Genomic DNA, 12,718 nt, shown 5'->3' with positions numbered 1-12,718 from the left:
GGCGATTGCCAAGAACACGATCTGCCTCTGGTACGACAAGGACGCCGAGGCCGCGGCCCGCTTCTATGCCGAGACCTTTCCCGACAGTGCGGTCGACGCAGTCTTCCGTGCGCCCACGGACTTTCCGTCCGGCAAGGCCGGCGACGTGCTTACCGTCACCTTCACGGTCCTCGGCACCCCCTGCCTCGGCCTCAATGGCGGCCCCACCTTCAAGCACAGCGAAGCCTTCTCGTTCCAGATCGCGACGGACGACCAGCAGGAGACCGACCGCTACTGGAACGCCATCGTCGGCAATGGCGGACAGGAGAGCGCCTGCGGCTGGTGCAAGGACAAGTGGGGCATCTCCTGGCAGATCACGCCGCGCGTGCTGAGCGAGGCGCTGGCTGTCGGCGGCGAGGAAGCGAAGCGCGCCTTTACCGCGATGATGGAGATGCGGAAAATCGATGTCGCCGCAATAGCGGCGGCACGGCGCGGCTAAGGAAGAATCCGCTCCAGCGGCTATCAGGCCGCTGCGGCAGCCTCGTGGCGCGAGACATGCGCCGCCGCGGTGCGCAGATCGCCCAGCGTCGCATCCGCTCCGACACAGCGCTCGGCGAGATGGCGACGGAAGAGTCGCGCGCCCGGCCGGCCCGGAAACAGTCCGACGAGATGGCGGGTGAAGGCATGTAGCCGCCCGCCCCGTTCCAGATGCGCGGCGATGTGCGGCTCCAGCGCTTCCAGCATGGCGAAGGCATCGGGCACCGGCGCATCCGAACCGAAGAGCAGCGGATCGACCTGCAACAGGACCTCCGGGTTCTGATAGGCCTCGCGGCCGATCATCACGCCGTCGACTTTCTCCAGATGCCGCAGCCATTCGGAGGGCGCCTTGATGCCGCCGTTGATGGCGATCGGCAGGTCGGGGTTGGCCGCCTTCAGGCGATAGGCGCGCTCATAGTCGAGCGGCGGGATCTCGCGGTTCTCCTTGGGCGAGAGACCCTGCAGCCACGCCTTGCGGGCATGGACGATCAGCGCCTCGACGCCTGCCGCCCGCACCGAAGCAGTGAGCGCATCGAGGGCGATCTCCGGGTCCTGATCGTCGACGCCGATGCGGCATTTCACTGTGACGGGAATGGAAACCGCCGCCTTCATCGCCGCGACGCAATCGCCGACCAGCACCGGCTCGCGCATCAGGCAGGCGCCGAAGGCCCCGCCCTGCACGCGGTCCGACGGGCAGCCGCAGTTCAGGTTGATCTCGTCATAGCCGAAATCGGCACCGATCTTCGCCGCTTCGGCCAGCAGCTTCGGATCATTGCCGCCGAGCTGCAGCGCGACCGGGTGTTCTGTCTCATCGAAGCCGATCAGGCGCTGGCGGTCGCCGCGGATCACCGCCTGCGCCGTCACCATCTCGGTGTAGAGCAGCGCATGGCGCGACATCAGGCGATGGACGATCCGGCAGGCGGAATCTGTCCAGTCCATCATGGGCGCCACGGAGAAGCGCATTCCGGGAAGCAGCAAGCTCATGGCCGCTCCCTATAGCATCGGACCCGAAAAGTGGAATCCACTTTTCGGAGGCATCCGATGCGACAACAATGGAATATCGCCGTTATCGCGTCCGATGGGACGCGATAACGGCGATCTATGCATTCGGCCCGGTTTTGCACGCCCGAGCCGCCGCCCTCACTTCTTGGCGCGGGCGACGATCTGCGTCGGGTTGACGAAGCGCAGCGCGATGATCAGCCAGATCAGCGTCGTGATCATGTAGATCACCGCCATAGCGTCGATCGACTGCACCGCGCGCACGCCGGCGGCGAAGACCGCATAGTAGAGCGCGACGACGAGCGTCTGGCTGGTCGGACCGGCCGTCAGGAAGGTCAGCTCGAACATGGCGAGCGTCCTGACCAGCACCAGCAGCAGCGCAGCGAGGATGCCGGGCATCAGCAGCGGCAGCAGCACATGCACGAAGAGCTTGAAGGTGTTGGCGCCGAAGACGCGCGCCGCCGACTCGATCTTGGTGTCGATCTGCTCGATGAAGGGTATCATCACCAGGATGACGAAGGGCACAGTCGGCACCAGGTTCGCCAGCACCACGCCCGACATCTGGCCGGCGAAGCCGGTCTGGTAGAGCACGGTTGCAAGCGGGATGCCGAAGGTGATCGGCGGCACCAGCAGCGGCAGCAGGAAGAGCAGCATCACGAGCCTCTTGCCCGGGAAATCCCGCCGCGCCAGCGCATAAGCCGCCGGCACGCCGATCAATCCGGAAAGCGCGACCACCAGGAAGACGATCTGGAAGGTGACGAGCAGCACGTCGTGGAGCTGGAACTCCGCCCAGGCGGCCGAATACCAGCGCGTCGTCCATCCGGCCGGCAGCCAGGTGCCGAGCCAGCGCGTGGCGAAGGAAGACGTCACCACCGTCGCGATCATCGCGAAGAGGTTGACGATGAAGAAGCCGATCAGCGTCCAGTTGGCGGCCGCCCAGAGCTTCGTCGAGAGACGGGTATCCTTGACCATCGGATCAGCCCTTTCCGCCGCCGGCAGGGCCGCGATAGAGCAGGCCGCGCGCCGCCAGCACCACGACGACGATGGCGAGCTGCACGAGCCCCATGATCATCGCGACGGCTGACGCCATCGAGTAATCGTATTCCTCGAAGGCCGCCTGATAGGCCGCGATCGAGATCACGCGGGTTGGCCCCGCCGGCGCGCCGAGCAGCACCGCCGAGGGGAAGACCGAGAAGGCCTGCACGAAGCTCAGGCAGAAGGTGATGGCGAGACCCGGCAGCAGCAGCGGCATGAGAATGTGCTTGAAACGCTCCCAAGGGCCGGCGCCCAGCGTCGCGCCCGCCTGCTCCAGCGCCGGATCGATGCCGGAGAGGTAGGACAGCGTCAGCAGGAAGGTGAAGGGGAAGCCGGTGATGACCAGCGACAGCATCACGCCCCAGTAGTTATGAAGCAGCTTCACCGGCGTCGAGATGAGGCCAAGCGTCATCAGCGTGCGGTTGAACCAGCCTTGCGGTCCCAGATAGTTCAGCAACCCCTGGGCGACCAGCACGGTGCCCAGCGTGATCGGGATCACCAGGATGGTCGTCAGCAGCCGCTGATTCTGCATCAGCCGCACACGGAAGGCGATCGGGATCGCCAGCAGGAGCGTCGCGACCGTCACCGGCAGAGCGAGCCAGAGCGTCGTCGCGATCGTGCCGTAGAGGAAAGGATCGGAGAAGAAGCGCTGGTAGTTGGCGAAGACGCCGCCGGCCTTCGGCTCGAAGGAGAGCACGAGCCCGTAAAGGAACGGGTAGATGAACAGCGCCAGCAGGAACAGGATCGCCGGCACGACGAGCAGGGTCAGCCCGTCGAAGCCGCGCGCGGCCAGCCTCTGCTTCAGCGGAATGGAGGAGACGTCCGTGCTCACGCGGCGCCTCCATAGACGAGGACGCGGTCGGGATCGGCCGCGAGCGTGACAGTCTCGCCCGGCGACAGCTTGTCATGGGCCAGGAAGGACAGGTCGGTGCCGTCAGCCATGCGGGCAAAGCCGACGAACTCGCGGCCGCGGAACTCGGTCGAGATGACCTGGGCCTTGAGGCCCGACTGGCCGGCTGCCACGGGGTGCAGATCCTCCGGGCGGATAGCCAGAGTGCCGTCGGCACCGGCCGAGACCGCCGCGCGGGCACGGCCGGAGAGCTGCGCATCGCCGACTGCAACGGTCGCCCTGCCCTCGCCGGCCGAGACGACCTTGCCCTTCACCTTGTTGCGGAAGCCCATGAACTCGGCGACGTCGAGATGGTCGGGCCGCGAGAACAGATCCTCCGGCGTGCCGACCTGGCGAACCTGCCCGTCACGCAGCACGACGATGCGGTCGGCGAGCGAGAGCGCCTCCTCCTGGTCGTGGGTGACGTAGATCGTGGTGGCGCCGAGCGTATTGTGGATGCGACGGATCTCGGCGCGCATCTCGAGGCGCAGCTTGGCGTCGAGGTTGGAAAGCGGCTCGTCCATCAGCACGAGCGGCGGCTCGACGACGATGGCGCGGGCAATGGCGACGCGCTGCTGCTGGCCGCCCGAAAGCTGGCCCGGCAGCTTCTCGGTCTGGCCCTGAAGCCGCACCAGCGCAGCAGCCTCGGCCACACGCTTGTCGATCTCGGCCTTGGACACACCGCGCATCTTGAGGCCGAAGCCGATGTTCTTGTTCACCGTCATGTGCGGGAACAGGGCATAGTTCTGAAAGACCATGCCGAAGCCGCGCTCTTCCGGCCGCAGCGGGTCGATCCGCTTGTCGTCGAGCCAGATGCCGCCGCCCGTCGCGGGCAGCAGGCCGGCGATCAGGTTCAAGGTCGTCGACTTGCCGCAGCCCGAAGGTCCGAGCAAAGCGATGAACTCGCCCTTGCCGATCGTCAGCGAGACCCCCCCCCCCCCCCGCCGCAACCGGTCTTACTTCTTCTTGGCGCCGCCGACCTGCTCGTCCCAGATACGGAAGGCGACGACCATCTTCTCCGGATCGAGCGGCGTTTCCATCGGGTTGTCGGCGATCAGCTTCTCGTATTCGGGACGACCGAACTCCGCGATGGCCTTTTGGCTGGAGGCGGGCGCCATCGAGAGCGGCACGTCCTTCACGGCCGGACCCGGATAGAAGTAGCCTTCGTCATAGGTGAAGGCCTGCTGCGCGGGCGTCAGCATGTGGCGGACCAGATCGAGCAGAACGGCGAGCTTCTCGTCGGAAACGCCCTTGGGGATCATCATATACTGGGCGTCGGTGACCCAGTGGAAACCCTTGAGCGCCTGGATCTTGGCCTCCTTCGGCACGATGCCCAGCACGCGCGGATTGATGTCCCAGCCGGTCGTGCTGACGATGATGTCGCGCGAGCCGTCGCCGAGCTCCTTCATCGTCGCGCCGGTGCCGCCCGGATAGTACTCGATGTTCTCGCCGAGCTCCTTCAGATAGGCCCAGGTCTTGTCCCAGCCCTTCTCCGGATCCTTCGGGTCCTTGTCGCCGAGGATATAGGGCAGGCCCATGATCCAGGTGCGGCCCGGGCCGGAATTGGCCGGGCGGGCATAGAGGAAGCGGTTCTTGTTCTGCTTCGTCCAGGCCAGCAGCTCCTCGGCCGTGGTCGGCACGTTCTTGACCTTGTCCGGCATGTATTCGAGCAGCGGGCCGGAGGGGTAATAGACCATCGCCATGGCCTGACCCTGCCCGAGATTGTGCATGGCCAGCGCCGGCTTCAGGAGCACGTCGTCGGGCTTCGGCAGTTCGGCGGCGAAGCGCGGGAACAGCTCGATCCAGAGCTTCTGGTCGATGCCCGCGGAGAGCACGTCGAGACCGCCGATGACGAAGTCGATGTCGGAACGGCCGGCGTTCTGCTGGGCCTTCAGCTTGGCCGGCAGCTCGGGCGCCGGAGCCTTGGTGAAGACCATCCGCGAGACGGCCTTGGGGTTTGCCTTGGCGTAATTCTCAAGCGGCGTCTGAACCAGCGCCAAGGCGCCGCCGACGTCGATGATGCTGATCGTGAGCGGCGATGCCGGCAGCTTGAGTTGCTGCGCGAAGACGCCCGGCGCCTGCATCGCTGCGCCGAGACCGGCAACGCCACCAATGAAATGACGCCGGTTGATGCTGTCCTGAGCCATGATTTCTCCTCCAGATGCGGATGCCCGCTTCTTCAGCTTTTTTATGTTCTGACGGTCCGGCCGCCGCCATCCGGAACCCGCCCCTTGCCCCGCGGAACCTGCCAAGTTGACGCGGCCCCCGGTTGATCGGTATCCTAGTATACTAGTCGTCAAGAGCTTGGCAATGGCCCACCCTGCAGCCCGTCATAGCACGGATCAGATCTACAGCGTGCTACGCACCGACATCATCAGCGGCGCGCTGAAGCCCCGCGAATCGATGTCCGAGGCGCGCATGGCGCTGCGCTTCGGCGTCAGCCGCACTCCGGTGCGGGAAGCGTTCAAGCGTTTGGTCGACGAAGGCTTCCTGGTCGCGGTACCGCAGGTCGGCACCTTCGTCGCGCCGATCGACCTCGCCGCCGTCCATGACAGCCAGTTCGTCCGCGAGACGCTCGAATGCCGCACCGTGGTGCTCGCCGCCCAGCGCATCGGCGACGCCGACCGCTACCGGCTCGAAGCCCAGATCGAGGAGCAGGCGGAGGCCGTGCGGCGGCAGGACCGGTCCGAGATCTTCCGCCTCGACGAGGTGTTCCACGCCGAAATCTCGCGCATCGCCGGCCACCGCGCCGTCTGGAGCATGATCGAGGGCGTGAAGGCACAGATGGACCGGGTGCGTTGCCTCTCCCTCGAAACACCGTCCTGGTCCGAGGTGATCCTGCACGAGCACAGGATCATCGCCGCCTGTGTCATGAAACATGACGCAAACGGCGCCGAGGCCGCGATGCGCGCGCATCTGCGCACCGTCTTCGCGACGATCGACACGATCGCAAAGGACCATGCGGACGCGTTCGACGATTCCCGCCTCGCCCACGACGGCTCCTGAGGCCCGTCTTCCCCGGTAAAGCGACTTTTCTCGAAGGATTACAGACAATGGAACAATGCTGGCGCTGGTTCGGGCCGGACGATGTCGTGACTCTGGCCCAGGCCAAGCAGGCCGGGGCGACCGGCATCGTGAACTCTCTGCACCAGATCCCTTATGGCGTGGTCTGGAGCGTCGAGGAGATCGAGAAGCGCCAGGCGATCATCCGTTCCGACAAAAGCTTCGGCCTGGAGTGGAAGGTGGTCGAAAGCCTGCCTATCCATGAGAGCGTCAAGATAGGCGAGGGCGACCTCGAAACCGTCTTCGAGAACTACCGCCAGTCGATGCGCAACCTCGCGGCCTGCGGGCTCGAGGTGATCTGCTACAATTTCATGCCGGTGCTGGACTGGACCCGCACAGAACTCGCCCACAAGCTGCCCGGCGGGGGCACGGCGCTGCGCTTCAACCTGCATGAATATGTCGCGCTCGACCATTTCATGCTGAAGCGCAAGGGGGCCGACGAAGGGCACTCCGCCGAGGTGATGGACAAGGCCAAGGCCTGGTTCGACGGCTCGACGCAAGCCGACCGCGACCGGCTGCTCTCCAGCGTGATGGCCGGGCTACCCGGCGCCTTCGACCGCTACGACCTGCCCGGCCTTGCCGGCATCCTCGAGCGCTACAGCGGCATGACGCATGAGAAGCTCAGGGCCAATCTCAAGCGCTTCCTCGAAGCGATCATCCCGACGGCCGAGGAAGTCGGCATCCGGATGTGCATCCACCCGGACGATCCGCCGCGCTCGCTCTTCGGGCTGCCGCGGATCTGCTCGACCGAGGACGATATCGCCTTCATCCTGGGCTCGGTCGACTCGCCCGCGAACGGGCTGACCCTGTGCTCGGGCTCGCTCGGGGCCAATCCGAAGAACGACGTGCCGGGGATCGCGCGCCGCTTCGCCGACAAGATCTGGTTCGCGCATTTGCGCAACGTCGCCAAGGACCCGGACGGCTCCTTCATGGAGGCCGAACATCTCGGCGGCGATACCGACATGGTCGCGCTGGTCGATGCGCTGATGGCCGAGGAGCAGCGCCGCAAGGTTGCCGGTCACCCGCATTGGCAGATCCCGATGCGTCCGGACCACGGCCACGAGCTGCTCGACGATGTCGGCAAGGGCAGCTTCCCGGGTTATCCGGCGGTCGGGCGCCTGCGCGGGCTGGCCGAACTGCGCGGCGTGATGACCGCGCTGGCGCAGGTCAAGGGCTACGCCGCCTGAGACGCGAAAGGCGGGCTGGAGCCCGCCTTGGCAATAACTCGGGGCAGTCCCAAGCCGTCATTCTCGGGCGAAGCAGAGCGAGGACCCGAGAATCTCGATCCGGAGATGCTCGGGTCAAGCCCGAGCATGACGCGGCATTCCTGCGTCAGTGGTCGTGGGAATGGCCCTTGTGGCCATGCGCCGCGCCATGGCCGTGACCGTGGTCGTGGTCGTGATCATGGCCGCAGCCGCAACCCTCGCCATGCGCATGATGGTGGTGCTCGTGCCCATGTTCATGGTTGTGAGCGTGCTGGTCGTGCTGATGATGCCCATGGCCGTGGTCATGCCCATGATCGTGATTGTGGTGATCATGGTCGTGCCCGCAGGCGCAGTCATCGCCGTGAGCGTGATGGTGAACCTCCTGCTCCGGCTGGAACGGGCGCTCGACTTCCGCCATCGAACAGCCCTGGCCGCGCACCAGCTCGGCCAAAGCGGGATGGCTGGGGACATAAAGCGCGTCGGCCGTCATTTCCGCCGGGACGTGATGTCCGCCGAGATGCCAGGCGAGGCGCACCAGCCGCAGCGGGTTCTCGGCACGGACCTCCAATAGGCTTTCCGGAGCGGCCTTGACCTGCACGAGGCGGCCATCCTCCAGCTTCAGCGCGTCGCCGTCGTTCAGCGTCGCCGGCTTGTCGAGATCGATCGCGAATTCGAGCCCGCCTACAGCCGTCATGGCGACACCGTTGCTGTTGCGGTCCTGATATCCAAGGCTGAGCGTATCGACGACGCGCTCAGCGCGGACGGCGGCCTTGCGAAGGACGGAAGTGGCGCGAAGCATATGCGGCGATCCCATGGCTGGGGCTGGAGCGCGAGGCTCCAAGCCCGGACCGGAGCTTAGTAGCATAAACCGAGGGGCGCGCTACCAAGCTCTCGGGATCGTGGCAGGTCAGCGCGGCAGCGCCTTGACCTCGGCGTCGAACTTCTTGAGCAGGCGCGAACGCTCCGCCGGGGAGCCCCAGCGCGGCGTGTCGTAGTCGATCAGCTTCATCTCGGCGAATTTCGGCGCATCCGGCGAGAGCAGCGCATTCTTGTTCGACGGGATCGAGTTGATCTTCAGCTTCGCATTGATGTTCTGCGCATCGGGCGAGAGCGTGAAATCGACGAATTTGCGCGCGGCCTCGGGGTTCTTGCCACCCTTGATGATCGAAACCGAGCCGGTTTCATAGCCGGTCCCCTCGCAGGGGGCGACGGTTTCGATCGGCGCGCCCTGCAGCTTCTGCGTCAACATGTCATGGATGAAGGCGATGCCGACCGCCGTCTCGCCGAGCGCGGCAGCCTTCACCGGCGCGATGCCGGATTTGGTGTACTGGCTGATGTTCTTGTGCAGGCTCTTGAGGAACTCGAAGCCCTTGTCCTCGCCGAGGCGCTGCACCGTCGTCGCCAGGAAGACATAGGCCGTTCCGGAGGAGCTGGGATCTGCGATCTGGACCTCGTCGTGCAGCTTCGGATCGAGCAGGTCGGCCCAGCATTTCGGCGCGGCGACGCCCTTCTTCTTCAGCACCTCAGTGTTGTAGCCGATGCCGAGAGCGCCGAGATAGATGCCGTTGGTGCGGAACTTCGACTGCTCGGCATGGCGCTGCGCCCAGTCATGCAGCTCCGGAAGCTTCGGCGACTTGTACTCGTCCAGGAGCCCTTCGTCCGCCGCCTGCAGGTGCGGCTCTCCCGGCCCGCCCCACCAGACGTCGCCACGCGGATTGTTCGCCTCGGCCTTGACCTGAGCATAGACTTCGCCGGTGCTCTTGCGGACCATCGAGACCTTGATCCCGGTCGCCTTCTCGAACATCGCCGCGCCTTCGCGGCACTGCTCCTCGAGGATCGAGCAATAAACCGTGACCTGCCCCTGTGCGAAGGCCGGCAGGGCAGCGACCGAAAGCGTGAGGCCTGCGAACAAGGCACCAGCGGGCGCGAAACGCGAAGCGAACACTATTTTCCTCCCATCGGATTCGTTTGCCGACGAAGAAATCGGTCGTGCAATGGGGAGTCAAGCGAAAGCGCCGGCTACTTGTCGCGCGGGCTCACGATTCGATCAGCACCCGCCAGGCCAAGCTCAATTCGCACGGAGCCCACGCCATCAAAACGCCGCGAGCTCTAGCCGTCGCCCTCCGGTTTGGCCGGTGAGGAGGCAGCAGTCGATCCGGCAGGCCCCTCCCCCGAGATCGCCCGCTTCTTCTTCGCCGCCGGCTTCTTGCGCCGCTTCGGCTTGGCCTTCGGAAGCTGCGTATCCTGCAGTATCTCGAGCTGGACCTGCTGGATCTCGGCGAGGCGCTGCCATTGCCGCGTGATTAGATGGTCCATCTTCTCATGCAGGTGCCGGATTTCGAGCTCGGCCTTCAGGTTGACCTGATAGTCGTTGAGCGAGCGCAGCCGGTCCTTCGTCTCCTGCCGCTTCTGGCTCATCATGATGATCGGCGCCTGCACTGCCGCGATGCAGGACAGGACGAGATTGAGCAGAATGAAGGGATAGGGGTCGAAGGCCTTGCCCTCCCCGATCGCGGCATTGATCGCCATCCAGATGACGAGCACGACGCCGAAGCTGATCAGGAAGGCCCAGGAACCGCCAAAGCTCGCGAGATTGTCGGACAGGCGCTCGCCCAGCGTGCGATGCTCCTCGAAATCGTCCTCGACATTCTCGGCGATGGTCTCCTGCCGGGCGATGCTCTCGGCCACCTCCCGATCGAGGTCGGAATATTCGCCGTGCTCCTCGCGCAGGATCTCCTCGACATAGCGCGTCCGATAACGCGCCAGCTCCTTCAGGCTGATGAGCGCATGGTCTGAAAGATCCGGGAAGTCGGCGCGGATGTGATCAACGAGCGCCGGGCGCAACGTACCGATCTCGACGAGGTTCCTGCGGGCCATCTCCTGGCCGCTGATGGCGCAGATGCCGCGCTTCTTGCTGAGCGGGCTGTGGGAAGCCGGCGGCTCGATCACGGGGACCGGCGGCACGGCTGGAATTTCGCTCTCCAGATCCGTCATGCGTGCATCATGCCTCTTCCCCGTCGCGGCCCTTGGCGCCGCGTCCGGTCATTTGCTACGGGCGCCTTTGCGACCCAGAAACGCCCGAAGGAGCGGACTCCTCCGGGCTGCTCTCAGCCGGTATCAGACTCAGGCCTTCACCTTCTCGTCATCCTCGGCATCTTCCGCCGAATCGTCGTCCTCGTCATCCTCGGTGGCCTCTTCGTCTTCCTCGTCCTCTTCGTCGGTATCGAGGTCGAGATATTCGTAACCGAAGACGATCTCCCCGGTCTCGGGATCGAAGGCGCTGACCGAGGAATCCTCGAAGGCTTCGATCAGCATCTCGGCATCATCGGGCCCATCGACGTCGAAACGGCGCACCGCTTCCTCGCCAGCGGCCTTGAGAACGAGTTCGATCGACCAGCCCCGCCCGGTGGTGTCGTAGATGCATTTCAGACCCTGGATCGCCAGCATGGTGCTCTCTCCTGAGATTGATCCGATGCGCGGCTGCGCATCGGTCAGATGCCCGAGCTGCGTGACGGGCACGCGACGCCCCGAGGGCGTCGCCGGGCGAACAGCAGCTCGGGCGCAGAAGCGCCCACCGGCAATCGGGTTTATCGCGACGCCTGGGCCAAGAAGAGCTCGACCTCGTCGCGACGGGGCGCACCACTGCGGCCGCCGAAGCGCGTGCACTTGATGGCGGCCGCGGCGGAGGCGAATCGGATCGCCGCGGCTTCCGGCTGCCCCTCCGCAAGCGCCAGGGCGAAAGCGCCGTGCCAGACATCCCCCGCCCCCAGAGTATCCACGGTTTCGACGGGAAAGGCGGGGCTGTGACGAACCTCGCCCCGCTCGACATGGAGCACGCCCTCCTTGCCGAGCGTCACCGCCAGCCAGCTGGGGACGCCCGCAGCCACCTTGGCGAGCCCGGCTCGCGGATCCTCCTCACCGGAGAGCTCGCGCAATGCCTGCTGGCTGAAGGCGACGTGGCTCGCCGTTCCGACGAGATCGGGATGAGGCGGCCTGCGGTCGCCATCGAGCACGCCGGGAACACCGGCGGCGCGAGCAAGCTTCAGCGCCGCCAGCGCCCCCTCGCCCCAGCGCGTGTCGGCGAGGACGGCGTCGGCCCCCTCCGGCAAGCGCGGCGGCAACCAGTCGACATCCTCCGGCATTGCCGGGTCGGAATGGGAGATCACCATGCGCTCGCCTTCGGCATCGACAAGGATCGCGGAGACCGGCGAGGTCAGGCCGGCGACGCGGCGGGCGAAGCTGGCATCGACACCCTCTGCCTTCAGATCCGCGACGATCTGGTCGCCGGTCAGGTCGTCGGCAAGGCGCGTCGCCAGCCAGCAGGCGCCGCCTAGCCGCGCAATCGCGACGGAGGCGTTGCCGGCGCAGCCGCCGCCGACCACGGCGAGCCCGCGTGAGCGGTATTTCTCGCCGCGGGTCGGCATGGTCTCGACGCTGTAGACATAGTCGAGCGTGGCGATCCCGAGGCAGAAGACGCCGGCCAAGATCTCACCAGGCCCCGGTGTTCGGCATGCTGGCCCAGGGCTCGGCCACAGGCTTCGGATCGCCCTTCTGGAGCAGCTCGATCGAGATGTTGTCGGGCGAGCGGATGAAGGCCATGTTGCCGTCGCGCGGCGGCCGGTTGATGGTGACGCCGGCCTTCATCAGCTTCTCGCAGGTCGCGTAGATATCGTCGACCTCATAGGCGAGATGGCCGAAATTGCGCCCGCCGGTATAGGCTTCAGGGTCCCAGTTATAGGTCAGCTCGAGCGTCGGGCGGCCGCGGGAGGCGCCGGCCTTGGCCTCGGCCAGATCGTCCGACGCGGCGAGGAAGACCAGGGTGAAACGGCCCTTCTCGTTCTCGATGCGGCGGGTTTCGACCAGCCCGAACTTGTTGACGTAGAAATCAAGCGCCTGATCGAGATCGGTCACGCGGACCATGGTGTGGAGATATCGCATCGTTCATCCTCGTTGTGCGGGAACAGGGTTGATCCTTTCCCTAATTCGGGCAAGAGCTGCCGCGTTCCAAGGT

At 65.7% G+C, this 12,718-nt stretch carries 14 protein-coding genes; 3 read left to right on the top strand and 11 right to left on the bottom strand.

Annotation, left to right across the window (positions count from 1 at the left end; genetic code table 11):
* Positions 1-4 precede the first annotated feature (4 nt).
* Positions 5-478 (top strand): VOC family protein, encoded by a 474-nt coding sequence (locus AC1DNE_RS10105; RefSeq protein ID WP_441468960.1) that lies wholly within the window; start codon positions 5-7, stop codon positions 476-478.
* 23 nt (positions 479-501) lie between these two features.
* Here AC1DNE_RS10105 and dusA read toward each other — a convergent pair whose 3' ends face one another.
* The 5 genes from dusA to AC1DNE_RS10080 form a co-directional block, all read right to left on the bottom strand.
* Positions 502-1,500: a tRNA dihydrouridine(20/20a) synthase DusA gene (gene dusA / locus AC1DNE_RS10100; protein ID WP_476803796.1), complete on the bottom strand. Its 999-nt coding sequence runs from the start codon at positions 1,498-1,500 to the stop codon at positions 502-504.
* A gap of 156 nt (positions 1,501-1,656) precedes the next feature.
* Positions 1,657-2,487: an ABC transporter permease gene (locus AC1DNE_RS10095; RefSeq protein ID WP_441468586.1), complete on the bottom strand. Its 831-nt coding sequence runs from the start codon at positions 2,485-2,487 to the stop codon at positions 1,657-1,659.
* A 4-nt stretch (positions 2,488-2,491) separates the two neighbouring features.
* Entirely contained in the window at positions 2,492-3,382 is an 891-nt protein-coding gene (locus AC1DNE_RS10090) for an ABC transporter permease (protein ID WP_441468587.1), read from the bottom strand.
* Positions 3,379-4,389: an ABC transporter ATP-binding protein gene (locus tag AC1DNE_RS10085; RefSeq protein WP_476841024.1), complete on the bottom strand. Its 1,011-nt coding sequence runs from the start codon at positions 4,387-4,389 to the stop codon at positions 3,379-3,381. Before AC1DNE_RS10085 ends, AC1DNE_RS10090 begins: the two co-directional genes overlap by 4 nt.
* Positions 4,390-4,395: 6 nt before the next feature.
* A complete protein-coding gene (locus AC1DNE_RS10080; protein WP_441468588.1) occupies positions 4,396-5,586 on the bottom strand; it encodes an extracellular solute-binding protein in 1,191 nt (396 codons plus the stop codon).
* Between the two features lie 163 nt (positions 5,587-5,749).
* Between AC1DNE_RS10080 and AC1DNE_RS10075 the strand changes: the two genes are divergently transcribed.
* Entirely contained in the window at positions 5,750-6,445 is a 696-nt protein-coding gene (locus tag AC1DNE_RS10075) for a GntR family transcriptional regulator (protein ID WP_441468589.1), read from the top strand.
* A gap of 47 nt (positions 6,446-6,492) precedes the next feature.
* Positions 6,493-7,689: a mannonate dehydratase gene (gene uxuA / locus AC1DNE_RS10070; protein ID WP_441468590.1), complete on the top strand. Its 1,197-nt coding sequence runs from the start codon at positions 6,493-6,495 to the stop codon at positions 7,687-7,689.
* Between the two features lie 145 nt (positions 7,690-7,834).
* On the opposite strand, the gene AC1DNE_RS10065 is transcribed toward uxuA, so the two are convergent.
* From AC1DNE_RS10065 to AC1DNE_RS10040, 6 genes are all read right to left on the bottom strand, one after another.
* Entirely contained in the window at positions 7,835-8,506 is a 672-nt protein-coding gene (locus tag AC1DNE_RS10065) for an urease accessory protein UreE (protein WP_441468591.1), read from the bottom strand.
* Between the two features lie 108 nt (positions 8,507-8,614).
* Positions 8,615-9,652 carry an ABC transporter substrate-binding protein gene (locus tag AC1DNE_RS10060; RefSeq protein WP_476767383.1) on the bottom strand — a complete coding sequence of 346 codons (1,038 nt, stop codon included), beginning with the start codon at positions 9,650-9,652 and terminating at the stop codon, positions 8,615-8,617.
* A gap of 164 nt (positions 9,653-9,816) precedes the next feature.
* The gene (locus tag AC1DNE_RS10055) at positions 9,817-10,701 is read right to left on the bottom strand and encodes a DUF1003 domain-containing protein (RefSeq protein ID WP_441468593.1); all 885 of its coding nucleotides are present in this window, start codon (positions 10,699-10,701) and stop codon (positions 9,817-9,819) included.
* 129 nt (positions 10,702-10,830) lie between these two features.
* Complete coding sequence (locus AC1DNE_RS10050) at positions 10,831-11,154, bottom strand: hypothetical protein (RefSeq protein WP_441468594.1); 324 nt, start codon at positions 11,152-11,154, stop codon at positions 10,831-10,833.
* A 140-nt stretch (positions 11,155-11,294) separates the two neighbouring features.
* The gene (locus tag AC1DNE_RS10045; RefSeq protein ID WP_441468595.1) at positions 11,295-12,191 is read right to left on the bottom strand and encodes a PfkB family carbohydrate kinase; all 897 of its coding nucleotides are present in this window, start codon (positions 12,189-12,191) and stop codon (positions 11,295-11,297) included.
* A gap of 4 nt (positions 12,192-12,195) precedes the next feature.
* On the bottom strand, positions 12,196-12,645 hold the full coding sequence (locus AC1DNE_RS10040) for a VOC family protein (RefSeq protein WP_441468596.1): 450 nt from the start codon (positions 12,643-12,645) through the stop codon (positions 12,196-12,198).
* Positions 12,646-12,718: the final 73 nt, after the last annotated feature.

This window comes from Allobosea sp. 05L423 (assembly GCF_056397745.1).
Note: the sequence above shows the minus strand (reverse complement) of the source record. Positions and strands in the feature narration are given on the sequence as shown.

What these genes read in the sequence shown, in the direction of transcription:
- dusA (WP_476803796.1), bottom strand. Translation starts at nt 1,500, where the DNA reads ATGAGCTTGCTGCTTCCCGGAATGCGCTTCTCCGTGGCGCCCATGATG.
- AC1DNE_RS10095 (WP_441468586.1), bottom strand. Translation starts at nt 2,487, where the DNA reads ATGGTCAAGGATACCCGTCTCTCGACGAAGCTCTGGGCGGCCGCCAAC.
- AC1DNE_RS10080 (WP_441468588.1), bottom strand. Translation starts at nt 5,586, where the DNA reads ATGGCTCAGGACAGCATCAACCGGCGTCATTTCATTGGTGGCGTTGCC.
- AC1DNE_RS10075 (WP_441468589.1), top strand. Translation starts at nt 5,750, where the DNA reads ATGGCCCACCCTGCAGCCCGTCATAGCACGGATCAGATCTACAGCGTG.
- uxuA (WP_441468590.1), top strand. Translation starts at nt 6,493, where the DNA reads ATGGAACAATGCTGGCGCTGGTTCGGGCCGGACGATGTCGTGACTCTG.
- AC1DNE_RS10065 (WP_441468591.1), bottom strand. Translation starts at nt 8,506, where the DNA reads ATGCTTCGCGCCACTTCCGTCCTTCGCAAGGCCGCCGTCCGCGCTGAG.
- AC1DNE_RS10055 (WP_441468593.1), bottom strand. Translation starts at nt 10,701, where the DNA reads ATGACGGATCTGGAGAGCGAAATTCCAGCCGTGCCGCCGGTCCCCGTG.
- AC1DNE_RS10050 (WP_441468594.1), bottom strand. Translation starts at nt 11,154, where the DNA reads ATGCTGGCGATCCAGGGTCTGAAATGCATCTACGACACCACCGGGCGG.
- AC1DNE_RS10040 (WP_441468596.1), bottom strand. Translation starts at nt 12,645, where the DNA reads ATGCGATATCTCCACACCATGGTCCGCGTGACCGATCTCGATCAGGCG.